Origin of the sequence: Roseovarius roseus, assembly GCF_043355935.2 — a bacterium.
Lineage (GTDB): Bacteria > Pseudomonadota > Alphaproteobacteria > Rhodobacterales > Rhodobacteraceae > Roseovarius > Roseovarius roseus.
The window spans coordinates 341,312-364,291 of the sequence record NZ_JBHFPE020000001.1; the positions used below are offsets into that span (position 1 = coordinate 341,312).

General features: G+C 63.2%; 24 protein-coding genes and 1 other RNA gene. 3 read left to right on the forward strand and 22 right to left on the reverse strand.

All coding sequences use genetic code 11. The features are described 5' to 3' along the window. Nucleotides 1-97 precede the first annotated feature (97 nt). The 13 genes from ACEWPL_RS01815 to ACEWPL_RS01875 form a co-directional block, all read right to left on the reverse strand. Nucleotides 98-1,522 (reverse strand): protein adenylyltransferase SelO, encoded by a 1,425-nt coding sequence (locus ACEWPL_RS01815; RefSeq protein ID WP_393934883.1) that lies wholly within the window; start codon nucleotides 1,520-1,522, stop codon nucleotides 98-100. A 160-nt stretch (nucleotides 1,523-1,682) separates the two neighbouring features. Continuing rightward, nucleotides 1,683-2,129 carry a GNAT family N-acetyltransferase gene (locus tag ACEWPL_RS01820; RefSeq protein WP_393934882.1) on the reverse strand — a complete coding sequence of 149 codons (447 nt, stop codon included), beginning with the start codon at nucleotides 2,127-2,129 and terminating at the stop codon, nucleotides 1,683-1,685. A gap of 74 nt (nucleotides 2,130-2,203) precedes the next feature. Next, nucleotides 2,204-2,440 (reverse strand): ribbon-helix-helix domain-containing protein, encoded by a 237-nt coding sequence (locus tag ACEWPL_RS01825; RefSeq protein ID WP_393934881.1) that lies wholly within the window; start codon nucleotides 2,438-2,440, stop codon nucleotides 2,204-2,206. Next, nucleotides 2,437-2,628 (reverse strand): DUF4169 family protein, encoded by a 192-nt coding sequence (locus ACEWPL_RS01830; protein WP_393934880.1) that lies wholly within the window; start codon nucleotides 2,626-2,628, stop codon nucleotides 2,437-2,439. The genes ACEWPL_RS01825 and ACEWPL_RS01830 overlap by 4 nt, the downstream gene beginning before the upstream one ends. Next, on the reverse strand, nucleotides 2,625-4,028 hold the full coding sequence (fumC, locus tag ACEWPL_RS01835; protein WP_393934879.1) for a class II fumarate hydratase: 1,404 nt from the start codon (nucleotides 4,026-4,028) through the stop codon (nucleotides 2,625-2,627). The genes ACEWPL_RS01830 and fumC overlap by 4 nt, the downstream gene beginning before the upstream one ends. A gap of 85 nt (nucleotides 4,029-4,113) precedes the next feature. Further along, nucleotides 4,114-4,566 carry an SspB family protein gene (locus ACEWPL_RS01840; protein ID WP_393934878.1) on the reverse strand — a complete coding sequence of 151 codons (453 nt, stop codon included), beginning with the start codon at nucleotides 4,564-4,566 and terminating at the stop codon, nucleotides 4,114-4,116. 69 nt (nucleotides 4,567-4,635) lie between these two features. Beyond that, the gene (gene chrA, locus ACEWPL_RS01845; protein ID WP_393934877.1) at nucleotides 4,636-5,883 is read right to left on the reverse strand and encodes a chromate efflux transporter; all 1,248 of its coding nucleotides are present in this window, start codon (nucleotides 5,881-5,883) and stop codon (nucleotides 4,636-4,638) included. Nucleotides 5,884-5,991: 108 nt separating this feature from the next. Beyond that, nucleotides 5,992-6,344, reverse strand: a transfer-messenger RNA (tmRNA) gene (gene ssrA, locus ACEWPL_RS01850). A gap of 81 nt (nucleotides 6,345-6,425) precedes the next feature. Next, complete coding sequence (locus tag ACEWPL_RS01855) at nucleotides 6,426-6,887, reverse strand: hypothetical protein (RefSeq protein WP_393934876.1); 462 nt, start codon at nucleotides 6,885-6,887, stop codon at nucleotides 6,426-6,428. Between the two features lie 90 nt (nucleotides 6,888-6,977). Continuing rightward, nucleotides 6,978-7,970, reverse strand: coding sequence for an IS1595 family transposase (locus tag ACEWPL_RS01860; RefSeq protein ID WP_393934875.1), 993 nt, complete (start codon nucleotides 7,968-7,970; stop codon nucleotides 6,978-6,980). Between the two features lie 203 nt (nucleotides 7,971-8,173). Continuing rightward, nucleotides 8,174-8,932: an alpha/beta hydrolase family protein gene (locus ACEWPL_RS01865; protein WP_393934874.1), complete on the reverse strand. Its 759-nt coding sequence runs from the start codon at nucleotides 8,930-8,932 to the stop codon at nucleotides 8,174-8,176. 638 nt (nucleotides 8,933-9,570) lie between these two features. Next, on the reverse strand, nucleotides 9,571-10,902 hold the full coding sequence (locus tag ACEWPL_RS01870) for an ammonium transporter (RefSeq protein ID WP_393934873.1): 1,332 nt from the start codon (nucleotides 10,900-10,902) through the stop codon (nucleotides 9,571-9,573). Nucleotides 10,903-10,943: 41 nt separating this feature from the next. After that, the gene (locus tag ACEWPL_RS01875) at nucleotides 10,944-11,282 is read right to left on the reverse strand and encodes a P-II family nitrogen regulator (RefSeq protein WP_393934872.1); all 339 of its coding nucleotides are present in this window, start codon (nucleotides 11,280-11,282) and stop codon (nucleotides 10,944-10,946) included. 257 nt (nucleotides 11,283-11,539) lie between these two features. Between ACEWPL_RS01875 and ACEWPL_RS01880 the strand changes: the two genes are divergently transcribed. Both ACEWPL_RS01880 and cobO read left to right on the forward strand, forming a co-directional pair. After that, a complete protein-coding gene (locus ACEWPL_RS01880) occupies nucleotides 11,540-13,141 on the forward strand; it encodes an ABC transporter substrate-binding protein (RefSeq protein WP_393934871.1) in 1,602 nt (533 codons plus the stop codon). Between the two features lie 80 nt (nucleotides 13,142-13,221). Continuing rightward, nucleotides 13,222-13,833 carry a cob(I)yrinic acid a,c-diamide adenosyltransferase gene (cobO, locus tag ACEWPL_RS01885; protein ID WP_393934870.1) on the forward strand — a complete coding sequence of 204 codons (612 nt, stop codon included), beginning with the start codon at nucleotides 13,222-13,224 and terminating at the stop codon, nucleotides 13,831-13,833. On the opposite strand, the gene ACEWPL_RS01890 is transcribed toward cobO, so the two are convergent. Genes ACEWPL_RS01890 through ACEWPL_RS01910 form a run of 5 tightly spaced genes read right to left on the reverse strand, consistent with a single transcriptional unit; the run spans nucleotide 13,834 to nucleotide 18,281 of the window. Next, a complete protein-coding gene (locus tag ACEWPL_RS01890) occupies nucleotides 13,834-14,565 on the reverse strand; it encodes an MBL fold metallo-hydrolase (protein ID WP_393934869.1) in 732 nt (243 codons plus the stop codon). Further along, the gene (locus tag ACEWPL_RS01895; protein WP_393934868.1) at nucleotides 14,562-15,605 is read right to left on the reverse strand and encodes an ABC transporter ATP-binding protein; all 1,044 of its coding nucleotides are present in this window, start codon (nucleotides 15,603-15,605) and stop codon (nucleotides 14,562-14,564) included. The genes ACEWPL_RS01890 and ACEWPL_RS01895 overlap by 4 nt, the downstream gene beginning before the upstream one ends. After that, nucleotides 15,602-16,375, reverse strand: a complete 774-nt coding sequence (locus ACEWPL_RS01900) for an ABC transporter permease (RefSeq protein WP_393934867.1) — start codon at nucleotides 16,373-16,375, stop codon at nucleotides 15,602-15,604. Before ACEWPL_RS01900 ends, ACEWPL_RS01895 begins: the two co-directional genes overlap by 4 nt. Further along, on the reverse strand, nucleotides 16,372-17,220 hold the full coding sequence (locus ACEWPL_RS01905) for an ABC transporter permease (RefSeq protein WP_393934866.1): 849 nt from the start codon (nucleotides 17,218-17,220) through the stop codon (nucleotides 16,372-16,374). The genes ACEWPL_RS01900 and ACEWPL_RS01905 overlap by 4 nt, the downstream gene beginning before the upstream one ends. Next, a complete protein-coding gene (locus ACEWPL_RS01910) occupies nucleotides 17,220-18,281 on the reverse strand; it encodes an extracellular solute-binding protein (RefSeq protein WP_393934865.1) in 1,062 nt (353 codons plus the stop codon). Before ACEWPL_RS01910 ends, ACEWPL_RS01905 begins: the two co-directional genes overlap by 1 nt. 125 nt (nucleotides 18,282-18,406) lie before the next feature. On the opposite strand from ACEWPL_RS01910, the gene ACEWPL_RS01915 reads away from it, so the two are divergent. After that, nucleotides 18,407-19,021: a TetR/AcrR family transcriptional regulator gene (locus ACEWPL_RS01915; RefSeq protein WP_393934864.1), complete on the forward strand. Its 615-nt coding sequence runs from the start codon at nucleotides 18,407-18,409 to the stop codon at nucleotides 19,019-19,021. Here ACEWPL_RS01915 and ACEWPL_RS01920 read toward each other — a convergent pair. Genes ACEWPL_RS01920 through ACEWPL_RS01935 form a run of 4 tightly spaced genes read right to left on the reverse strand, consistent with a single transcriptional unit; the run spans nucleotide 19,018 to nucleotide 22,914 of the window. After that, entirely contained in the window at nucleotides 19,018-19,827 is an 810-nt protein-coding gene (locus ACEWPL_RS01920) for an ABC transporter permease (RefSeq protein WP_393934863.1), read from the reverse strand. The genes ACEWPL_RS01915 and ACEWPL_RS01920 overlap by 4 nt on opposite strands. Continuing rightward, the gene (locus ACEWPL_RS01925; protein ID WP_393934862.1) at nucleotides 19,824-20,642 is read right to left on the reverse strand and encodes an ABC transporter permease; all 819 of its coding nucleotides are present in this window, start codon (nucleotides 20,640-20,642) and stop codon (nucleotides 19,824-19,826) included. The genes ACEWPL_RS01920 and ACEWPL_RS01925 overlap by 4 nt, the downstream gene beginning before the upstream one ends. 55 nt (nucleotides 20,643-20,697) lie before the next feature. After that, a complete protein-coding gene (locus ACEWPL_RS01930; protein WP_393934861.1) occupies nucleotides 20,698-21,819 on the reverse strand; it encodes an ABC transporter substrate-binding protein in 1,122 nt (373 codons plus the stop codon). 27 nt (nucleotides 21,820-21,846) lie between these two features. Continuing rightward, nucleotides 21,847-22,914 (reverse strand): ABC transporter ATP-binding protein, encoded by a 1,068-nt coding sequence (locus ACEWPL_RS01935; protein WP_393934860.1) that lies wholly within the window; start codon nucleotides 22,912-22,914, stop codon nucleotides 21,847-21,849. Nucleotides 22,915-22,980 lie beyond the last annotated feature (66 nt).

A 22,980-nucleotide genomic window follows, 5' to 3' on the forward strand; every position in this document is an offset into this window, starting at 1 on the left:
GTGTGCCGCGCACATGATGCGCAAGATGCAAGCCATGCTCAAAAAAAGACGAGTTGGCAACCTGATAGCAGCGCTGCAAGGGCCAATAGGTCGGCGCTCAGGTGCCGCAGAAGGTCCGCGCGACGATCTCGTCCGGCGCCGGGGGCCGGGTCAGATCTTTTGCATCCGGCTGCGCCTCAAAGGGCCGCGACAGCACGTGGAGCAGGCGATGAAAGGGCGCGTCATCCCCTTCAACGGCGGCGTCGATCATCTGCTCGATCCGGTGGTTGCGCGGGATGAAGACCGGATTGGCGGCCTGCATCCTTGCGCGCCAGCCATCCTCGCGCCGCGTGCGCGCGATCCAACGCTCGTGCCAGGCGGAAAACGCGGCTGCATCGGTGAACTCCGCCTCGGCCGTCCCCTCGCCAAGCGCCCGGAATGTGTTGGTGAAATCCGCACCGTCCTGTTGCATCAGCGACAGCAGGTCGTAGATCAGCGTGTAGTCATCGCCCTCGGGCGCGGCGAGGCCGATCTTGGTGCCGAAGGCGCGCAGCCACTCGGCCTCGATCAGTTTCGGCATCGTATGAACGGCGGCGGTGAAATCGGCCACCGCCGCGTCCTGATCAGGCATCAGCGGCACGAGGGCGGTGGCCAGCTGGGCCATGTTCCACACGATGACATGCGCCTGATTGGAATAGGCATAGCGCCCATGCGCGTCGATCGAGCTGAAGACCTGATCGGCGTGAAAGCGATCCATGAAGGCGCATGGCCCGTAATCGATCGTCTCGCCCGAGATCGAGGTGTTGTCAGTGTTCATCACGCCGTGGATGAAACCGATCCCCATCCACTGTGCCACCAGGGCTGCCTGCCGGGCAATCACCGCCCGCAGGAATTCGGCAGGATCGCCCGCATCCGGATAGTGGCGAGCGCGAGCATAGTCATAAAGTTGCCGGATCGCGCCCACATCACCGCGCACCGCGAAAAACTCGAACGTGCCCACCCGAAGATGGCTTGAAGCGACGCGGGTCAACACCGCGCCGGGCATCGCGCCCTCTTGGCGGCGGATCCGCTCGCCCGTGCGGACGGCGGCCAGCGCGCGCGTGGTGGGAATGCCAAGCGCATGCATCGCCTCGCTGACGACATATTCGCGCAAGACCGGACCCAGCCAGGCGCGGCCGTCGCCGCTGCGCGAATAGGGTGTGCGCCCCGACCCCTTGAGCTGCAGATCGCGCCGTATGCCCCGGCGGTCGACGACCTCGCCCAAAAGAACAGCGCGCCCGTCGCCCAGTTGGGGGGAAAATCCTCCGAACTGGTGGCCCGCATAGGCCTGAGCGATCGGCTCGGCGCCCCGCGGCACCCGGTTGCCACTGAAAATCTCGGCCAGCTCATCGTCACTGCCCAGGGTGAGGCCAAGCTCGCCCGCCAAGGAGCGATTGACCGTCACCAGCCGTGGCGTGGCGACGGGCGAGGGTTTCTGCCGTGCATAAAATGTCGCAGGCAGCGCCGCGTAGGTGTTGTCGAAGGGGATATCAGTATGCGTCATGGCCTCGATATAGGCCCGCTTTGCCCCCGCGCCAATGCCCCACGAAAGGGCTGGCAGTGCGCCATGTGTGATTTTACCAAGAAAGAACCAAAGGGCGCCCTTTGCCTTTCATCGTTCCGAAAACACTCCGGGGTCCGGGACAGCGCCCCGGAAGCGGCTCTCACAGCATGCGCGACATCAGCGCATAGCCATCGCGCGCCTCGAAACGCAGCGCGGCGTAGAGCGCGCGCGCCTTCGCGTTGCTTTCGTGAACCTCGAGGTGGATAGCCTTCATGCCCGCCGATCCCAGGGCCTTGGGCAGCGCGTTCAGCACTTCGCTGCCGATGCCGCGTCCGCGCACGCCGGGGCGGATGTAGATCTCGTCAAGAAAGCCGTCGAGCCCGCCAAAGGCGATCGACCAGCCAAAACTGACCGCCGCATAGCCGATGGGCGCGCGGGGCGGGCCGACGATGTAGATTGCCCCGTGCGGAGAGCCTTCGAGCAGCGGCAGTAGAGCCTCGCGGCGCAGGTCCTCACCCAGCGTGATACCCTCTTCGGCGTGGAAGGCGGTGACCAGCGGCATGAGGCGGTCGATATCGTCGGGCTTGGCGAGGGTCAGGGCTGTCACGGTGGCTTGGGGCCTTTTGTTGGAAGCGCCGGGCCAACATGCCTGCGCAAGGCCGGTCTGTCCATGTGCCGCGCTCAGTCGTGGCCCTTTTCCGCCGCTGCGCGATAGTGGCGCAGCACGTAGAGACGAATAGCCGAGGCGAGGCCCAGATCGGGGCCGCGTTCGGCGTCGATCTGGGCGGCGAGTGCGTTGATCGGCGTGCCGGTGCTGGCGGCGATTGCGCGGAAGGCGGTCCAGAAATCCGGCTCGAGCGTGACGGAGGTTCGGTGCCCGCGCAGGGTGAGCGAGTGTTTGACCGGACGCTCGGTCATTCGTTTTCGGGATCGGCGCGTTCATGCCCCTCGAAGTTGCGTCTGGCCCGCTCGGTGTCGTCCCGCTCCACAGCCTTTTGCGCCTTGGTGCGGCCAAAGCGGACGGCGTTTTCATCCGCCTCTGCCTTGGCCTTGGCCCGCGCGCGGGTCTTGCGCGCGCGGTTCAGGTTGATGGGCGTCTCGCTCACTTGGGCCCGACCATGTCTTCGGGTCGCACGACACGGTCGAAGGTTTCCGCGTCCACGAAGCCGAGCGCAATGGCCTCTTCCTTCAGTGTTGTGCCGTTCTTGTGCGCGGTCTTGGCGACCTTGGTGGCGTTGTCATAGCCGATCTCGGGCGCCAGCGCGGTGACCAGCATCAGCGACTCGCGCATCAGCTTGTCGATGCGCGTCTCGTCGGCCTGAAGGCCGTCGACGAGGTTGTCAGTGAAGGCTGAGGCCGCATCGCCCAGAAGCTGCATGGATTGCAGCACGTTATAGGCCATCATGGGCTTGTAGACGTTCAGCTCGAAATGCCCCTGGCTGCCGGCAAAACCGACGGCGGCGTCATTGCCCATGACATGCGCGCAGACCTGCGTCAGCGCCTCGCATTGCGTGGGGTTCACCTTGCCCGGCATGATCGAACTGCCCGGCTCGTTCTCGGGCAGGATCAGCTCGCCCAGACCGCAGCGGGGGCCGGAGCCGAGGAAGCGGATGTCATTGGCGATCTTGAAGAGCGAGCCGGCAACGACGCGCAGCGCGCCCGAGATTTCGACCATCGCGTCATGCGCCGCCAGCGCCTCGAACTTGTTAGGGGCGGTGACGAAGGGCAGGCCGGTGATCTCGGCCATGTTGGCCGCTACGGTCTCGCCCCAGCCTTTTGAGGTGTTGAGGCCGGTGCCGACGGCTGTGCCGCCCTGCGCCAGCTCGTAGATGCGCTCGAGTGCGCTATGGATGCGCTCGATCCCCATCGCAACCTGGTGGGTGTAGCCCGAGAATTCCTGACCCAGCGTCAGGGGCGTCGCGTCCTGCGTGTGAGTGCGCCCGATCTTGATGATATGCGCCCACTGCTTGGACTTCGCCTCCAGCGCGTCCTGCAACTTCTCCAGCCCCGGCAGGGTGACGCCATGGGCGGTCATCGCGGCGGCGATATGCATCGCAGTGGGGAAAGTGTCGTTGGAGGACTGGCCCATATTGACGTGGTCATTGGGGTGCACCGGATCCTTGGAGCCGATGGTGCCGCCCATGATCTCGATCGCGCGGTTGGCGATGACCTCATTGGCGTTCATGTTGGACTGCGTGCCCGAACCGGTCTGCCACACGACCAACGGAAAGTTGTCGTCGAGATCGCCGGTGATGACCTCGCTTGCCGCCTCGATGATGGCATCGGCGCGCGCCTCGTCCAGCTTGCCGCTTTCCTTGTTGGCCTGCGCGCAGGCCTTTTTGATCACGCCGAGGGCGCGGACGATTGCGATGGGCTGACGCTCCCATCCGATGGGAAAATTGATGATCGAGCGCTGCGTTTGCGCGCCCCAGTATTTCTCGCTCGGGACCTCCAGGGGGCCAAAGCTGTCGGTTTCGGTGCGGGTCGTCATCTCGGTCCGGCTCATTCGGGCGCTCCTTGGTCAGGTTTGCCCCTGTCTTAGCGAACGCTGCGGAAAGTTCAACGGCCAGAAGGCGCAGCGCCGCCCGCGCTCAATGCTTGCGAAAGCTGTCGAGGCTGACGATATCGCCGCTGCCCTTGGGCATTTCGGCCACGTCCTCTTCGTCGTCGTCGCCCTCTTCCTCATCCTTAGTCTGGGTTTCAAACCGCAGGCCGAATTCGACAGAGGGATCGACGAAAGTCTGGATCGCATCGTAGGGCACGTAGAGGTTTTCGGGCGCATCCCCGAAGTTCAGCGTGATGCCGAAGCCATCGTCGCCGACCTCCAGATTGTCATACCAGTGCTGCATGACAACGGTCATCTCGTTGGGATAACGCTGTTTCAGCCAGTCGGCCAAGGCGGCCTCCGGGTGGTTCGTGTCGAAGGTGATAAAGAAATGATGCGCGCCCGGCAGTCCGTTCTCCTGAACGTCCTCCAGAACCTCCTGAATGAGGCCGCGCATGGCGCGGTGCATCAGATTTCCATATTCGATCGTGCGAGACATCCTCGGCCCCCGTTATACCTTGAATTCACAATAAGGGATTCGAGCGAAAGTAAAAGGCCCGGCGCGCCCTCATATGATCGCGTGCAGCAGCCCGCCTGCCGCCGCCATCAGGGCCAGGCCGGGTAGCATGGGCAGGCGCATTCCGACCAGCAGCAGCGCCGCCAGCACCGTCAGCCCGGCCGCGCCCGGATCGAGCGTGGCGAGGTCGGGATAGGCGCCCAGCGGGCCTTGCAACACGCGGCCAAAGAGCACGTGCAGGCCGAACCAGAGCGAGAGGTTGGCAATGACGCCGACCACCGCCGCCGAGATCGCCGCCAGCGCGCCGCGCAGGCGCGGCTGCGCCAGCGCCCGCTCCAGATAGGGCGCGCCGGCGAATATCCATAAAAAGCAGGGCACGAATGTGACCCAGAGTGCCATCGCGCCTGCCGCGAGGGCCATGGGAATGCCTCCCTCGCCAAAGCCTGCCAGCATGGCGACGAATTGCGTGACAAGGATCAGCGGGCCGGGTGTGGTCTCGGCCAGTCCCAGCGCATCGATCATCTGATCGGCGCTGATCCAGCCGTGGGTCTGCGTGACGGTCTGGGTCATGTAGGCCAGCACCGCATAGGCTCCGCCGAAGGTGACGACCGCCAGCTTGCTGAAAAAAGCGGCAATGGCGGCTAGGAAGCTGGCGCCCGCCGCATAGGCGCCAAGGACGGGCGCGGCCCAGAGCGCGCCCCAGATGGCAATCGTGCGCCCCGTGCGTATGGTCTGGCCCGGCTGGATGGGGGGCGCGGCTGCATGCGGCGCGCTGCGCGCGGCCCATGCGCCCCAGGCCGCAGCGGCGGCGATGACGGCCGGAAAGGGCAGGGCGGCCATGTAGATCGCGGCGAAGGCCAGCACCGCCAGCACGCGCTGCGCCGGACCTTCCAGCGCGCGGCCCGCCAGCCGCCACAGCGCTTGCGCCACGATGATCAGGACAGCCGCCTTTACCCCGCTGAAAAGCGCCGCCACCAGCGGCACATCGCCCCAGATCGCATAGGCCAGCGCCAGCGCGAGAATGGCGATGGCCCCCGGCACGATGAAGAGCAGCCCGGCGATCAGCCCGCCAGTCACGCCGCGCAGGCGCCAGCCGGCATAGGTGGCCAGTTGCATCGCCTCGGGACCGGGCAGCAGCATGCAAAAGCTGAGCGCGCCGAGGAACTGGCGCTGCTCCAGCCAGCCGCGCCGCTCGACCAGCTCGGATTGCATGAGCGCGATCTGCGCGGCAGGCCCGCCAAAGGACAGCAGGCCGATGCGCGCGAAGGTCGCGGTCAAATCGCGAGTGCTGATCTGCATGTGAAGCCCCGCCTTTGACACGACTGTCGCAGGGTTGATCCGCCAGTCGCCGGTGTCAACGCGCGGCGACGCAAAACTAATGTGACAGCGGGTGACGGAGGGGATGTAAGTGCAGGCTTCTGTTGCCAGGTGCCTGCGAACCCCGCCTTACGCTGCTAGGCGCAAGGACTTAGGTTTCGATTCCTCGAACCGCTTACGCGGCCAGAGCAACCGGAGCACGATTGTCGTTTGCAATTGTACTTTTCGGGCCGATACGGTGGCACCCCGCCGAGACAAAGCATAACCCCTTTAGACGTTCGTCGATCCTGTTTCGACCCCGATCTGCCCCCAAACGAAGGGTGATTGGTGGAGTCGCCGGGTACCGCCCCCGGGTCCGATCCGCTTATTACGAGCGCGTTTATGTCCATAGTCCCCGAAGGGACACGATTAATATAGGCGCGGTGGCGGCGTTTGCAAACCTCTGCAATGCGGTGGAGAGAGATATTTTTTGGGGGTGTCCGCAATTCGTGTTGGTCGATATCGCCTCGGCCTACCGATCGAGTTCAGTTTGGCATCTTTGCCTGGCTGGCGAACCATATCCAGGTTCGATGAAGGGCGAAGGTGGCGAGGAGCACCACCGGGAGAAGTACGGCCGAAATCACAGTTAAGATCATCGCAAGTTCGGGCAGATCGTAGTAGTGCTCGCCGAGCAGGGGCCAGAATGCAAGATGAAAAAATGCGCTCGAGATCACGAGAGCTACCCCGGAAAGCAAGCATGACGGAAGCATTTTTTCAGGTGTGAAGCCCTTGCGACGCAGGCCGATAGCAAGAACGGCGGTCGAGGCAGGCATTCCTGGAGTGAGAGCCAGGCAGATCAGCGTCGCGATTTCAAGCGGGCGAATCTCGATGCCTGCTAAGTATGTCAAGAGACCAAGTATTGGCACACTGAAGACGATGCTATGAGCGAGCACCGCAGCAATGGTCGCTTTGCTTCGCGAGGCTTGAGGTTCGGGATGAAGCGGCAATAGAGAGATCCCCAACGATTGGATGCACTGGACATAGTTCCATAGATGGCAGCGCGGAAATCGCGAACAGCCTGAAAGGGCGGTCGCCTCCTACGACAGTCGAATGACATCTGCGGGCCGCACCCCTGCCAGCCGCACCTCCAGCCATCGAATATAGCCGGCCAGGTTCTTGGTGGCCGGACCGCAGAACGGCTTGATGAAGGCACCATAGCGGGCGTGAAGAGAGTTCACATTCTGGATGTGATAGCAGCCTGCGGCAACGCGTGTTCCGGGCCTGCTGCCCACCAGGAAATGTTCGATACCTCGTGCCGCGGCAAGGATTTTGTAGTCGTTGCCACCGTCCGAACACAGCACGGCATCACCCGGAACCAAGGGTCTCATTGCGCGCTCCACCGTCGCGCTTTTGCGGTTCGGTAGCCGCTGGAACAGAAGAGAACCGCCACGGTCAGCGACGGTGAGAACGGGGAGCTGCCACCTCGAAAGACCGCGCATCATCTTCAATCCTTGCGTCGTGAAATCCTCCCATCGCGGACGCGGCGGCTGAAGGACATTCTGCGGATCAGCGAAATGACGGACCCACTCGCGCGATCCCTTTCGAGACTCCCGCTGGTAGGTCTCGTCTGCCTCGATGATCCCGGAGAAATTCGTCGATGAGATGCTACTCCCGATGATCGAGAAAACCAGCATACGCCAGCGCCAGACCGTGTATTTATTGAGGTCAAGCTGCTTTGCGAGCTTGCGGACCGATTGCGGCGCGGAGCTGCCCAACATATCCCTCAGCGCCTCCATGAACAGGTCAGGGCGATGGATGCGGCCGATGGCGCTCCCAGTTCGACCGGAATAGGTCTTCTCGCAGCCGTTGCAACGATAACGCTGAACCTTGGTCCGTGTGCGGCCCCATTTCTGGCGCCGGTCGTCGCCGCAGAACGGACACTTGCGTTCCTGGTTTGTCCGTGATTCGATCTCTGAAATAACCTCCGTTTTGCGCCGGAGATCACAGATCTTCGTCTGTGCATCCTCGATCTGGGCTGGGTTTAGCTTGCCGAGAGCATTGAGAAAACTGCGAAAGTGGTGGTGTAGCAAGGGCATCCTGCGCTGGAAAGGCGAAGTGATATAAGCCTTTTCAAGAAATCACGAAGCTCACCAACACGGTTTGCGGACACCCCCTATTTTTTTGGGAGGCGGAACTGCTATGTCGGCGCTGCAGGCCGACATAGCAGCCGGTCGTTTGTCCAGAACCCTCGCGCGATCACTGTGTGGCGTCCTCTACCCGATTAGGCGGCCGACTATATTCCTTGCGGCAGCGTTTGGTCGAAGGTCTCGCGTAGCATACCACCAGAGTCTTCTACCGCACGATGAAGTTTCCAGGGCCTTCCCGCAATTGCATGCTCAACGATACGTTCCAGCTTTCTTTCTTTGTGGAGCCGGAAAGCAAGCTTGTGATCCATATCCGGAAAAACAAAGTGCTTTGCCCTCGGGTCTCTCGGGAAGTGGTCGAGATGTATCCTCTCGTCAGGACTTCCGCCGTGGAAAATCCTGATGTCAGCCTTGTCGGCATGCAGGTCGGTGATGGCATCGAATGGCCAGTCCTTGATCTGCTTTCGGAAGAAACTCCAGCGTTTCTCTTTGGGCATGCGGTTTGGATGAACCGAGAATTGCGGCACAAAGGCGATCACGGTGTCGATCCGTGTCAGCCCTGCCAAGTGCAGAGCCATCGTGGCACCCATCGAATTGCCAAGTGCAACGATTCGAGTGGCGTTCGATCGATCGGCTGTCTCTTCGATCGCAGCAACTATTTGCCGCGCGAGTCCCGGACCGTTCATCCAGCTTCTCGACGCATCCGAAACAAAAAGAACGTGGTTCTGCCCGGCCTGAGACGCCAGCTTGAAGAATTCAAGCGGCGGCTGCTCCGAACGCTTGGTTCCGACACCTGAGAGGCTGATGACGAGCGTGTCGCCTTGACCTGGGAGGTAAGAGAGGGCGAGCGGTGGGTCCGCCGCGACGTCTCGCAAAGCCGGGAAAGTGGAGCTGACGCCGGTTCCCATTATTCTGCACCGCCCTTCATATGGCCCGGATTTTCGGCACCCCAGAAAGTCTTACTGCGAGTTTGCCTTTTTGCAATCACCGTCGACCGCTGGGGCGTGATCCTGGCCGCTATCGAAAGTGCCCCCCATTGTCAGTTCAATTGTCGGCACCGAGCCCAAAACGAGGAGTTCTTCCAGAACTCGAAGTCGCATTGACATATGAAGATCCTGTCAAGATTGGCGCATGGCTGACGAGCACTCTGCCGCGATAGCGTGGCAAATGTTGAGCGCAAGCTGGATGCTTCCCAAGAGAGGCGTTTTGATTTGGCGGCTTGGGAGGCTTCAACTTTTTCCTGTCAGTCGGCTTGAATGGGGTCAGCCCCGCTGGCTCGCCCCCTCAAGCCGTGACTTCTGGGTACGTCGTGGCAGCTTCGGGCTATGACCAACTGACGGCCTCTGCAGCAGCTTTGGCGGGATCGACCGTCGCGATGGGCGCCGAGCGGACGTCCGCCAAAGTGGGCGGCGGTCCTTGAGGCTACCATGTTGCAAGCCGATGGTTTCCAATCGGATATGCTCAACCACTATTCTTCACCTTTATCCGACGAAAAAGCGCCCGGCAGGATCTGCCGGGCGCTCTTGGCGTGTCGATTGTGAAGGACTCAGCCCTTGTGGAACTCGGGATAGGCTTCCATGCCCAGTTCGGCCATGTCGAGGCCGTTGATCTCGGCCTCCTGGTCCACCCGCAGGCCTATCGTGGCCTTGAGGATCAGCCAGACGATGCCCGAGGCGACGACGACGAAGGCGCCGACGACCACGATGGCGGTAAGCTGCGTCACGATATTGGCCGCGTCATTGGTAAAGACAACCGCGATCGTGCCCCAGATCCCCGCAAAGAGGTGGACCGGGATAGCGCCGACGACGTCGTCGATCTTCATCTTGTCCAGCATGGGGACCGCGAAGACCACGATGACACCGCCCACGGCACCGATCAGCGTCGCCATGCCAAGGCCGGGCGTCAGCGGCTCGGCGGTGATCGACACGAGGCCGGCAAGCGCGCCGTTCAGCACCATGGTAAGGTCAGGCTTCTTGTACATGACCTGCGTCAGGATCAGCGCGGCGACAGCCCCGGCCGCAGCAGCCGCGTTGGTGTTGACGAAGATGCGGCTGATATCGGCCACGTTGCCCGCGGTATCCATATAAAGCTGTGAACCGCCGTTGAAGCCGAACCAGCCCAGCCACAGAATGAACATACCAAGCGTGGCAATCGCCAGGTTCGAGCCGGGGAAGGGCGTGACGCGCCCGTCCTTGCCATAGCGGCCCAGACGCGGCCCGAGGATGATGGCGCCCGTGAGCGCGGCCCAGCCGCCCACCGAATGCACCACGGTCGAGCCCGCGAAGTCCTGGAAGCCCATGCCGTCAAGGAAGCCGCCGCCCCATTTCCAGCTGGCCTGGATCGGATAGATCACGGCGGTCAGCAGGATGACGAAGACGAGGAAGGGCCAGAGCTTGATCCGCTCGGCCAGCGCGCCCGACACGATCGAGGCGGTCGCCGCGCAGAACATCAGCTGAAAGAAGAAGTCCGATCCGACTGACGCATAGGTCAGGTCCGGCTCGGCACCCTCGAGGCCCACGGGCTCCATCCCCGCGAAGGAAAACGCGCCCAGCACACCCGTGATCGACCATCCATCGCCGGGATACATCAGGTTGTAGCCCAGCACATAGTAGAAGATCGACGCGAGCGAGAAGAGCGAGACGTTCTTGAGAAGCTGCATCGTGACGTTCTTGCTGCGCACGAGGCCCGCCTCGAGCATCGCGAAACCGGCGGCCATGAAGAACACCAGGAAACCCGCGACGAGGAACATGAACGTGTTGAAGATAAAGCCGATATCGGCATTGGTCGGCGTCGTGTCCGCGTCCTGCGCGAGGCCGATTTGGGGCAGTGCGATCAGCGCCGCGGCGAGGCCCAGTTTACTCGTGAATGATATGTTCATTTTCCTGTCCGTTTGAATTGCAGTGTCATCAGGGCGGCGCGTCACAGCGCGTCCTCACCCGTTTCGCCGGTGCGCACGCGCGCCGCATGGGCCAGGTCCAGCACAAAGATCTTGCCATCACCGATCTTGCCGGTGCGGGCCGTCTGGATGATCGTGTCGCAGACCTGATCGGCCATGGACGAGGCGACGGCGATCTCCAGCTTGATCTTCGGGACGTAATTGACGGCGTATTCGGCGCCGCGGTAAATCTCTGTGTGGCCCGACTGGGCACCAAAGCCCTTGGTTTCGGTCACCATCATGCCGCGCACGCCGATGGCGGTCAGCGCCTCGCGCACCTCGTCCAGCTTGAACGGCTTGATCGTTGCTATGATCAGTTTCACGAAATTCCTCTCCGGTTGGGCGTGCATTGGGCTGCACGTCGCCCGACGCTGGCAATTTCTGCGATGCAGCGTAAGAAGCCGGACGGGATTTCGGGCAGGTTTTCGTGATGGCTGCCTAAAAATGAGGCGTAGGTCCGGAGGCGCCTAAAAAATGGGCATCAGGCGTCTGGAGCGGCAAAGCGCACGCCCAAGGTGGACGCGGGCGGGGGCTGACCTAGTCTCAAAGTCAATCACTCACTGAGCATCAGGACAGACATATGAGCCACTCATACCGCCGCCCCGCCTTGCCCCCGCACAACACTCAGACTGGTCCCAGCCGCCGCAGCCTGCTGGCGGGGGGCGCTGCCGTCGGTCTGGGCGCCGCGCTGCCACTTGGCTGGGCCGGGCCTGCCCGCGCCGCGCCCAAGCGCGGGGGTGTGTTCCGCGTGGGCGTGCATGATGGCAGCTCGACCGACACATGGGATCCGGCCACGACGGAGAGCATTCTGATGATCCACGCGAACCATGTCGTGCGCTCGTATCTGACCGAGATCACCAACACCAACGATCTTGGCCCCGACCTGGCCACCTCGTGGGAGGCGACCAAGGACGACGCGACCGAGTGGCGTTTCGAGCTGGCGACGAGTGCTACCTTCCATGACGGGCGCAAGGTGACTTCGGCCGATGTCGTGGCCTCGATGATGTATCATCTGGCCGAGAATTCGGCCTCGGCGGCCAAGCCGCTGATGGCGGGCATCACCGATGTGCGCGCCGATGGCGATCATGCCGTGATCTTCGAGCTGGACGCCGGCAATGCCGATCTGCCTTATCTGGTTTCGGACTTCCACCTGACCATTCAGCCCGCCAAGCCCGATGGCGGGATCGAATGGGAAAACGGCATCGGCTGCGGCCCCTACAAGGTCACCGAATTCTCGCCCGGCATTCGAGCCGATTTCGTGCGCCATGATGGCTGGCACCGTGCAGATGAGGGCGCGTGGTTCGATGAGGTGCGGATGACGGTCCTCAATGATCCCAACGCGCGTCAGGCCGCCATCGTCACGGGCGATGTGGACGCGGTGACCGATGTGGACCTGAAAACCGCTGACCGGCTTGCGCAGGCGCCGGGCGTGATCCTCGACGATGTGCCTTCGGGCACGCATATCACCATGCCGATGTTCTGCGATGTGGCGCCCTTCGACGACGTGAATGTGCGTCTCGCGCTCAAGCACGCCATCGGTCGGCAGGAGATCGTGGACAAGATCCTTTTCGGTCGCGGCATCGTGGGCAATGACCATCCCATCGGACCCACCATGCCCTATCACGCCGATCTGCCCCAGCGCGAGCAAGACCTCGACAAGGCGCGTTACCATCTGAAACAGGCAGGCCATGACACGCTCTCGGTCGAGATTTCGGTCAATGACGCGATCCTGTCGGGCGCGGTCAACATGTGCGCGCTCTTTGCCGAGCAGGCCCGGCCCGCCGGTCTGGACATCCAGGTCAATCAGGAACCGGTCGATGGCTACTGGTCAAATGTCTGGCTGAAAAAGCCGTTCTGCGTCGTGTCCTGGGCCGCGCGGCCCACGCCCGACGTGATGTTCTCGCTCGCCTACAAGGCGGGCGCAGACTGGAACGAGAGCCATTGGGAGAACGAGCGTTTCAACGAGCTTTTGCTGAAAGCGAAAGCCGAGACCGATGATGCGCTGCGCTCCGAGATGTATGCCGAGATGCAGATGCTTTGCCGCGACGATGGCGGCACGATCATTCCCTTCTTCCGCAACCGCACCTCGGCGCGGCGCGACAACGTCATGCATGACGACGATATCGCCGCCGTGTGGGAGCTGGACGGCGCGCGCGGCTATCACCGCTGGTGGTTCGCCTGATCATAGCCGGATAAGATTGACGCGGCCCGCCCGAGGTGACACCTCTGGCGGGCCGATTTCTTGCCAAAGGTAATGCCGCAATGACCGACGATATCAACGCCCGCCACAATGAGAAGATGAAGCGCATCAAGGCGCAGCGTGACGCGCTGATGAAGCACAAGACCGAGGAAAAGGGCCTGATCATGGTCCATACCGGCGATGGCAAGGGCAAGTCGTCCTCGGGCTTCGGCATGATCATGCGCTGCATCGGGCACGGCATGCCCTGCGCGGTCGTCCAGTTCATCAAGGGCACGTGGGTCACGGGCGAGAAGACGCTCCTGCGCGAGCGGTTCAGCGAGGAATGCCGTTTCTTCGTCTCGGGCGAGGGCTTCACCTGGGAGACGCAGGACCGCGAGGCCGATATCGCCGCCGCGCAGAACGGCTGGAAGATCGCCAAGGAGCAGATCCTCGACCCGGAGATTCAGTTCGTCCTGCTCGACGAGATCAATATCGCGCTGCGCTATGATTACCTCGATATCGACGAGGTGGTCGACTTCCTGCTGACGCAGAAGCCCGCGATGACCCATGTCTGCCTCACGGGCCGCAGCGCCAAGCCCGAGCTGATCGCGGCGGCGGATTTGGTGACCGAGATGACGCTGGTCAAGCACCCGTTCAATGACGGGGTCAAGGCCCAGAACGGTGTCGAGATGTGATCAGCGGCGCTCGTGCGCGTCCAGCCAGTCCTTGATGATCTGGCGGTGGCGCGCGCGGTCGTAGCTGGGAAAATGCCCCCCATGCACGATCTGCACGGGCAGATCGTAGAGCCGCACCATCGAGCGGTGATAATCCTCGGCGTCGGCGTGATAGGTGTCCTCGATCAGCGGGCCGTCATAAACGATGTCACCTGAGAAAAGGATGCCGGTCTTCGCCTCCCAGAGCGCGATGCCGCCGGGCGAATGGCCGGGTGTGTGGATCACCTCGAAGGCGCGGTCGCCCAGATCGATCATGTCGCCATCGGCCAGAAGCCGCGTCGCGGGCGCGGATTTCAGGCGGTAGCTCTCCGAGCTGTAGGGCAGGGGCGGAAGCTGGGTGAAGATCTCGTCGGTGACATACGGATCGGCCAGCGTCGCGGCATTGGTGGGATGGCTGAGGATATGCGCCTCGGCCTCATGCACGCAGCGATCCTCGAATTCGTGATGGCAGCCCATGTGATCGAAATGCGTGTGGCTGGCCACGGCGGTCAGGTCGCGCTCGGTGACGATAGGCACCCATTCGCGCAAGGAGACGACGCCCATGCCGCTATCGACCAGCATGTCGCGATCGCGGCCCCGGACGTGCCACATGTTGCAGCGATAGAACTCCTCGATATGCGGCTCGCAGATATAGGTGACGTCATGGCTGCGCTTCTCGACGCGGTACCAGTCTTCGGGACGTGCGCGCTTCATTTTTTGGCCTCGAAGATGCTGAGATCGGCAGGGTCCGCCGAAAGGGTAACGGTGCTGCCCGCCTCGGGGCGGGCGTTTGGCGGCAGATGCGCGATCAGCGCCATGGCGGGCGCGGCCTCGGGCGCCAGGTGGCAGCGGAAATGCGTGCCGAAAAAGGCGGCGTCAATGATCCGCGCCTTTCCCATGTCCCACGCGCCCTTGTCGGTTCCGAGTTGCTCGGGGCGCAGGCAAAGCGTGAGCTTGCCTTGCGGCGCCTCGTCGGGGGCAGGCAGGGCGCCCACTGCGGTCTCGATCCTGTCGCCCTTGCGCGTTCCGGGAATGCGGTTCATCTCGCCCATGAAGCCGGCGGCAAAGAGCGAGCCGGGCCGACGATAAATCCGGTCGGGCGGGCCGCAATCCTCGATCCGGCCGCCATTCATCACCACGATGCGGTCGGCGATGGCCATCGCCTCTTCCTGATCGTGGGTGACATGGACAAAGGTCGTGCCGACCTTGCGCTGGATCTGCTTCAACTCGTCCTGCATCGCGCGGCGCAGTTTGAGATCCAGCGCGCCCAGCGGCTCGTCCAGCAGCAGCACGTCAGGATCGACCGCAAGGCTGCGGGCAAGCGCCACGCGCTGACGCTGACCACCCGAGAGGGCATAGGGGCGCTTTGACGCGGCATCCTTGAGGCCGACAAGGTCCAGAAGTTCCTCGGCCTTGGCATTGCGCGCGGCCTTGGCCACACCCGCCATGCGCGGACCGAAGCCGACATTGTCGCGGAGCGTCATATGCGGGAAGAGCGCATAATCCTGAAACATCGTCGTCGTCGGGCGCTTGGCCGGGGCGACATGCGTCATGTCGCGCCCGCCGATTAGAACCTTGCCGCGCGTCGGGTCTATGAAGCCGCCCAGCGTCGACAAAAGCGTGGTCTTGCCGCAACCCGAGGGGCCGAGCAGGACGATGTATTCGCCCGCCTCGATCTCGAGAGTGATGTCGTCGAGCGCGCGGAAGGTGCCGAAATCATGGCTGACGGCTTGGATCGAGATGGAGGCGGTCAACGGCGTTTCCTTCCGAAGATGAAGAGTTCGAGGCCGATCACCAGCGCGACCGAGACGAGGAAGACGAGGCTGCCGATCGCATTCGTGCGCGGCGAGAGGCCCGAGCGCAGAAGGCTCCAGATTTCGACCGGCAGGGTCACGTCGAAGCGCGTCATGAGGAACGCGATGATGAATTCGTCCCAGCTGAGCGTGAGGCACAAAAAGAACGACGCGAGGATTGCGGGCGCCAGCATCGGCACGGTGACCAGCGCCAGCACGCGCCATTCGGACGCGCCCAGATCGCGCGCCGCGCGCTCGGCATTCTCCTGCTGTGCGCCCATCGACGCATAGATGATGGCAAAGGCCAGCGGCAGGTTGATAACGACATGGCCAACGGCGGCGGCATAGAGCGACGGGCCGGGGCCGTAATTGTTGAAAACGATCAGAAGGCCGAGGCCGATGATGAGGTAGCTGACCGTCATCGGGGCGATGAGCAGCCCGCGCATCAGGGCGCTGCCCGGCAGGACGTGGCGCGCAAGGCCATAGGCCGCGAGAAAGCCGAGGATGCAGGAAATCGCGGCGGAGCCAGCTCCGACCAGCAGCGAGTTGAGCAGGGCGGACATCAGGCGATCGTCGCCCAACACATCCGCATACCATTTCAGCGTCGGCCCGTTGAAGGGCGGCACCGGCAGGCGGCCATCTTGGAACGAGAAGAGGACGAGCGTCACCACCGGCAGGAAGATGAAACCATAGGCCAGCGCCATGTAGATCCAAGGGAGCGAGCGTGTCATAGCCGGTCGATCCTTAGCCAGCGGGAGGCGGCCAGATAGGCCAGCGTGACGAGGCCCATCAGCACGATCGACATTGCGGCGGCCAGCGGGAAATTCGCCCCACGCCCCAGCTGCACCATGATGATCTGCGGGCCTGTCAGTTCATTATTGCCGCCCAGGATCTGGGGGGTGATGTAGTCGCCGATGCACAGAACGAAGGTCAGGAAGGCGCCGGTCATGATGCCGGGCAGGGTCAGTGGCAGGATCACATGGCGGAAGGCCTGCCAGCTCGACGCGCCCAGATCCACGGCGGCCCGGCGATAGTTGGGCGGCAGCTGTACGAGGTTGGCGTAGATCGTCAGCGTCAGCAGCATGACGAAGAAATGCACGAAGCCGGTGACCGTGGCGAAGCGGGTCGAGGCCAGCGTGAGCGGCTCGCCGATGATCCCGAGGCCGAGAAGCGTCTGGTTGATGACCCCCTCGCGCGACAGCACCAGGAGCCATGCGTAGGAGCGGACCACATAGGATGTCCAGAAGGGCAGGATGGCGAGCAGCAGCGCCAGCCGCTGCCAGCGTTCGGGCACGCGGTAGGCAATAATCCAGGCCAGCGGATAGGCCAGCAGGATCGAGACAACAGTGACCGTCAGGGTGATTTCCAGCGACACCATGATCGCGCGGAGCAGATAGCTCTGCCCGAAGAGCCGCGCGTAATTGTCGAAGCTGAAGCCCCAGATCAGCTCGCGCCCCTCCAGCGTGGCAAGGCTCATCGCCGCCATGACGCCGAAGGGGACGACGAAGAAGGCCAGCGTCCACAAAAGGGCCGGGGCGACGAAGCCCCAGCCGCCTATGGTGTCCTTGCCAGCCATCAGTGCTGAAGCATTTCCAGCCAGACGTCCTGCATCGCGCCATCAAGCTCGGCATCGGGGGCAGGGTAGAGCTGCGCGCGGGCCAGATAGTCTCCTTGCTCGTCCCAACGCAGCACATCCTTTTGCGCGTCCGAAAGATGCTCGCCCGCCTTTTCATTCGCCGGCATTCCCCAGTAGCAGGAGGAGGTGGCGAGGCGCGCCTGGCCCTCGGGGCTGGTGATATATTTGACAAATTCGGTGGCCATGTCCTTGTTTTCGCTCGTCTCCAGAACGCCGATGGCCTGCGACCAGCGCACAGCGCCCTGATCGGGAATTGTCCAAGTCAACTCGGGCTGCTCTTCGGCCAGAACCGCCGTCAGCCATTCGCCGCCGCCGACCACGATATCGACCTCACCGGTAGCAAGCGCGGTCTGGCTGGCAACGACTTCGCCGACCGAGCGGGCGTTTTCCTTCATGGTGAAGAGTGTTTCTTTCAGCGCGGGCAGATCATCCGCCGTGAGGCTCGCCGTCTCCTTGCCATTCGCGATGGCGGCAAGGCCCATGACGGGCAGGTAATAGTCATAGACGGCAATGCGGTCCTTGTACTTGTCGCTCCAGACCGTGCTCAGATCCTGCATGTCGGCAGCGTCGACCTTGTCGGAGTTGAACGAGATGGTGTTGTAGCCGAATTTCTCGGTCACGGCGTAGGTTTTGCCGTCCATTGTCACCTGATCCTTCATCGCAACTCCCGGCCAGAAATCTGCGGTGGGCAGCTCGTCCGCCGGAAGCTCGGCCATCAGCCCCGCCTCGACGGCGCGCGGCACGTCAATGCCGTCGATCACCAGAACGTCCCAGTCACCGGGGCGCGACTGCTCCAAGAGGGCCAGCGCGGTCGCGGTGCCCTCGTATTCGCGCAGGTTCACGCGGATCCCGTGCTTTTCCTCAAAGGGCTGGATCAGCGCGGAATCGGTATGATCGCACCAGACGAGGGCGTTCAGATCCTCGGCGGCCATGGCGTTGGCGGGCAGGGCCAGCAGCGCGGCGGTGCCCATCAGGGCGCGACGCAGGGGGGTATGGGTCATATCGGTGTCTCCATGTTGGTCGGTTTTGTGACTGCGGACCTTGGTGCCGCTTGAACAAAAAAATGAGTTGCCTCAAATTTAAAGTCAACACTAAAACAATTCACGAACCGGGAAAGGACATGCCCATGTCAGGCCTGCGCGAACGGCAGAAGGCGGACCGCAATCAGCGGATACTCGACGCGGCGGTGACGCTTTTCCGCGCCGATGGCTACCGCGCCGCGAGGATCGAGGACATGGCCGAGATGGCCGAGGTGTCGCCCGGCACGGTCTATAATTACTACGGCTCCAAGGGCGACATCCTCTTTGCGACCGTTGCGATGGAGGTCGAGGAGGTGCTGGCGGCCGGCGAGTGCATTGTTGCCAATCCGCCCGAGGGCGTGCATCACGCGCTGATGGCGCTGATCGGCAGCTATTACGACCATTCGCAGGAATATCTCAGCAAGGAGATGTGGCGCACGGCCTTCGCGCTCTCGGTCGAAGCGCCGCATACGCCCAACGGCGTGCGCTTTTCCGAACTGGACCGCGCCCTCGCCGCTCAGGTGGTGGCCCTGATCGGGCGGTTGCAGGAGCGGGGCGAGGTTGCGGCACATCTCGACGCGCAGGCGCTGGGCGAGGTGATGTTCAACAATCTGAACGCGATGTTCATGGAATTCGTCAAGGATGACGCGATGACGCTGGATCATCTGAAGGCGCAGGTCGCGCGTCAGATCGCGCCGCTGGCGGCGCTGATTGCGGCCTAGGCGCTTTTGCGGCGCATGGCCGTGACCACGGCGCGCCCGATCACCACCGCTGCGACAATGACGATCAGCACCACGGAAATCGCCGCGATGGCCGGGTCGATATTGTCGCGCAGCCCTTGCCACATAAGGCGGGGCAGGGTGACGGCCTCGACCGAGGTGATGAAGATGGTCACCGCGATCTCCTCCCATGACAGCACGAAGGTCAGGAAGAAGGACGCGATCACACCGAACTTGATGTTCGGCAGGATCACCGAGAAGACCCGCGTGGCCAGCGATGCGCCCATCGCCCGCGCGGCCAGGTCCATCCGCCTGTCGACCTGCGCCAGCGATACGCTAACCAAAACCACCGCAAAAGGCACGATCATCACCGAATGGGCCAGTACGACGCCCAGCATCGTGTCATAGGCGATGACGCCGTTCATCTTGGTCAGCGTGATGAGAAAGAAGTAGAGCGTCAGCGCCGAGACGACCGGCGGCGCGACCATCGGCAAAAGGGCGATGCCCATCAGAAGCCCCGCAAAGCGCGGCCGGAACATCCAGATGCCGAGGCTGAAGACCGTTCCCAGCGCCGTGGCAATGCCCGCCGACAGCAGCCCTACGCGTAGCGACAGCCAGATCCCCTCGATCCATTCGCGGTCCTCGATCAGCGTGCGATAATGGCGCAGTGACAGCTCGCCCTCGGGCACCGACAGAAACCGCTTGGGCGTGAACGACACCGGGATCACCGACAGAAGCGGCATCAGCATGAAGATGCCCACCAGCACGGCAAGAAGCGTGACAAGCAGACCGGGGCGCAGGCGGATCATCGGGCACCTTTGGGGCTGAGCTGTTTCAGCAGCAGGGCCAGCGCCGCCGAGATCGCGACCATCAGAATCACGCTGACTGCCGCCGCCAGCCCCCAGTCGGGTGACTGGAAGATGCGCAGATAGATCATCTCGGCCACCATGACGCTGCGCCCGCCGCCCAGGATGGCAGGTGTGATGAAGAACCCGATGGCAAAGACGAAGACCAGGAGCGCCGCGCCCATGATGCCCGCGGCCGTCATCGGCACGAAAACCTGCCAGAAGATGCGCGCGCGCCCGGCGCCCATGCCGCGGGCGGCCATCAGTACGCGCTCATCCACACTGCGCATGGCCGAGGCGAGAGGGAAGACCGCGAAGGGGATCATGAAATGCACCATGCCGACGATCACACCGAACTCGTTGCGCACAAGGCGCAAGGGATCGTCGATCACCCCCATTCCTTCGAGCCAACCGTTGAGGATGCCCCGGCTGGATAAAAGGGCCAGCCAGCCGAAAGCGCGGGTGAGAACCGAGATCCAGAAAGGGATAAGGATGCAAAGCTCGGTCAGGGTCCGCACCAGAGGCGTGCCCCGCACCCAGAGAAGCGAAAGGATATAGCCCATGATGACCGAGATCACCGTGACCACCGCGCAGATGCGCAAGGTGCGCCAGAAGACCGACAGGATCAGCGGATCGCTCAGCGCGGCGGTGTAATTCTGCAGTCCCGGCTCGGGCAGGGTCACACTCCACCCGATGACGCCCAGAAACGGCAGCACATAGGCGAGGCCGAGGAACATCAGCAGCGGTGCCAGCAGGATCAGGGGGCGCAGGTGTGGCATGGTCATCCTTGCAGTGAAAGCGCCGCCCTCTGCCGGGCAGGGGCGGCGCGCGGCATCAGGCCGAGACGATGGCGAGGTATTCGTCCAGCGCGGCGCCGTAATTCTCCTCGTACCAGGCGACATCCAGCGCGACCTGCTGCTCGAAATTGCCAGGGGCCACGGGATTGAAACGGCGCTGGTCCTCGGGGATCAGCTCGTCGGCGGCGGGGTTGGCGGGGCCTTGGCTGAGCATGTCGAACATGATCAGCTGTTTCTCGGGGTCCTGCGCGGAGGCGATGAACTTCATCGCCGCCTCGGCGCCGCCGGGATTGCCCTTGATCACCGCCATCGCACCGGGCGAGATGACGCCATCCTGCCAGATGAACTTGACGTCGCCATCGGTGTCCTGCTCCAGCAGGCGCGCGCGGGTCGACCAGATCAGCGCCATCGATGCCTCGCCGTTCAGCATGATCGTCTGGCTCTCGGCGCCATTGCCCCAGAAGCTGATCACATGCTCCTTGAAGCCCTTCAGCTTTTCGTGGGCGCGCTCCATGTCCAGCGGATAGAGATCGGCCTGCGCGACGCCGTCCCCCATCAGCAGCGCCTCCCACATGCCGGCGCCCCATTTGTACATGGCGCGCTTGCCGGGATAGGTCTCAACATCAAAGAAATCGGCCATCGAGGTGGGCGGATTGTCCCCGAACTTGGTGGCGTCATAGGCGATGACATAGCTGAAGAAATAGCTCGAGGCCGAATATTCCCAGCCAAAGCCCTCGCGCATCTTCGAGCGGTCGACCACATCATAGTCGATCGGCTCCATCATGCCCTTTTTGCCCAGGGTCTCGGCGGAAAAAGCATCGGCGTCGACGATGTCCCAACTGGGGCTGCCGCTCTCGTATTGGGCCTGGATCGCGCCCTCGGTCGGGCCCGAGCCGTCCTGGCGCACGCGGATGCCGGTCTCTTCCTCGAAGGGTTTGCCATAGGCATCGTCATAGGCATCGACGGCATCGCCGCCCCAGCTGACAAAGACCAGCTGCCCGTCCTCGGCCAGCGCGGGCATCCCGCGTGTCGCTAGCGCGGCTGTGCCCAGAAGGGCGGCGCCCAGTTGTGTGAACTTGCGGCGGCTGATCTTGCCCTGACGCGCCTTGTCGGCCAGCAGCTCCAGCTGATCGTCGGTGAATGTGGTGTTGTGTTTCATTCCTGTTCTCCCTAGTTGGTCGTTGCGTTACAGAAGAAAGCCCTTCTCCTCGGGCCATGAGGCCCAGATATCGCTGCCGGGGGCGAGGCCCGGGGGCAGATCGTCCGTCGGATGGGTCAGCACCAGCGCCGTGCCATCGGTGCTGCGCAGGTCGATGCGCGTGCCCGCGCCCAGATATGTGAGGTCCGTCACCGTGGCCGGGATGGCGTTGCCGCTGCCGGGTGCGCTGTGTCCAAGGCTCATGTATTCGGGCCGCACGGCCAACGTCTGGCCATCCGCATGCCCCGGCGCCCGCAGGGTGTGGCCGCCGAAATGGCCGCGCAGCATGTCGCCGTCGCGCATCGTGTCGCTGAGCGGCAACAGGTTGATATCGCCCAGAAACTCGGCGACGAACCGGTTTTCAGGCCGTTCATAGACCTCGCGCGGCGGCGCGATCTGTTGCAGGCGGCCCTTCTCAAAAATGGCGACGCGGCTGGAGAGGGCCAGCGCCTCGGACTGGTCATGGGTGACAAAGACGAATGTTGTGCCGGTCTCGCGGTGGAGGCGCCGCACCTCATCCTGCATCTGGCCGCGCAGGTTCTTGTCGAGCGCCGAGAACGGCTCGTCCAGCAGCATCACGGGCGGCTCGCAGGCCAGCGCGCGGGCCAATGCCACGCGTTGCTGCTGCCCGCCCGAGAGCGCATCGGGGCGCTTGTGGCCATGCCCGCCAAGGCCGACCATCTCGATGATCTCGTCCACGCGTGCCTTGATCTCTTGCGCCGGGCGCTTTTGCACCTTGAGCGGGAAGGCGATGTTCTGCTCGGCGCTCATATGCGGGAAGAGCGCATAGCCTTGAAACACCATGCCAAAGCCGCGCTTTTCCGCCGGCACATGCGTCATGTCGCGCCCGTCCAGCGTCATCCGGCCGCGCGTGGCATCCTCGAAACCCGCCAGCAGCATGAGAAAGGTCGTCTTGCCCGATCCCGAGGGACCGAGCAGGGTCAGGAACTCGCCCCGCCCGATGGTCAGCGAGATATCCTGCAGCGCGGTGAAGGTGCCGAAATCCTTGCCGATGCCTTCGACACCGATCTCTGCTGCGCGGGTTTTTTCCGTCATTGAACGCTCCCTTTGACACCAAAGCGTAGAGGTGCGCCGCAGCCCGGCACAAACGAATTGTTTTCG

Coding starts and splice junctions, on each gene's coding strand:
- ACEWPL_RS01815 (WP_393934883.1), bottom strand. CDS start 1,522: ATGACGCATACTGATATCCCCTTCGACAACACCTACGCGGCGCTGCCT.
- ACEWPL_RS01825 (WP_393934881.1), bottom strand. CDS start 2,440: ATGACCGAGCGTCCGGTCAAACACTCGCTCACCCTGCGCGGGCACCGA.
- fumC (WP_393934879.1), bottom strand. CDS start 4,028: ATGAGCCGGACCGAGATGACGACCCGCACCGAAACCGACAGCTTTGGC.
- ACEWPL_RS01840 (WP_393934878.1), bottom strand. CDS start 4,566: ATGTCTCGCACGATCGAATATGGAAATCTGATGCACCGCGCCATGCGC.
- chrA (WP_393934877.1), bottom strand. CDS start 5,883: ATGCAGATCAGCACTCGCGATTTGACCGCGACCTTCGCGCGCATCGGC.
- ACEWPL_RS01865 (WP_393934874.1), bottom strand. CDS start 8,932: ATGGGAACCGGCGTCAGCTCCACTTTCCCGGCTTTGCGAGACGTCGCG.
- ACEWPL_RS01870 (WP_393934873.1), bottom strand. CDS start 10,902: ATGAACATATCATTCACGAGTAAACTGGGCCTCGCCGCGGCGCTGATC.
- ACEWPL_RS01880 (WP_393934871.1), top strand. CDS start 11,540: ATGAGCCACTCATACCGCCGCCCCGCCTTGCCCCCGCACAACACTCAG.
- cobO (WP_393934870.1), top strand. CDS start 13,222: ATGACCGACGATATCAACGCCCGCCACAATGAGAAGATGAAGCGCATC.
- ACEWPL_RS01890 (WP_393934869.1), bottom strand. CDS start 14,565: ATGAAGCGCGCACGTCCCGAAGACTGGTACCGCGTCGAGAAGCGCAGC.
- ACEWPL_RS01900 (WP_393934867.1), bottom strand. CDS start 16,375: ATGACACGCTCGCTCCCTTGGATCTACATGGCGCTGGCCTATGGTTTC.
- ACEWPL_RS01905 (WP_393934866.1), bottom strand. CDS start 17,220: ATGGCTGGCAAGGACACCATAGGCGGCTGGGGCTTCGTCGCCCCGGCC.
- ACEWPL_RS01910 (WP_393934865.1), bottom strand. CDS start 18,281: ATGACCCATACCCCCCTGCGTCGCGCCCTGATGGGCACCGCCGCGCTG.
- ACEWPL_RS01915 (WP_393934864.1), top strand. CDS start 18,407: ATGTCAGGCCTGCGCGAACGGCAGAAGGCGGACCGCAATCAGCGGATA.
- ACEWPL_RS01920 (WP_393934863.1), bottom strand. CDS start 19,827: ATGATCCGCCTGCGCCCCGGTCTGCTTGTCACGCTTCTTGCCGTGCTG.
- ACEWPL_RS01925 (WP_393934862.1), bottom strand. CDS start 20,642: ATGCCACACCTGCGCCCCCTGATCCTGCTGGCACCGCTGCTGATGTTC.
- ACEWPL_RS01930 (WP_393934861.1), bottom strand. CDS start 21,819: ATGAAACACAACACCACATTCACCGACGATCAGCTGGAGCTGCTGGCC.
- ACEWPL_RS01935 (WP_393934860.1), bottom strand. CDS start 22,914: ATGACGGAAAAAACCCGCGCAGCAGAGATCGGTGTCGAAGGCATCGGC.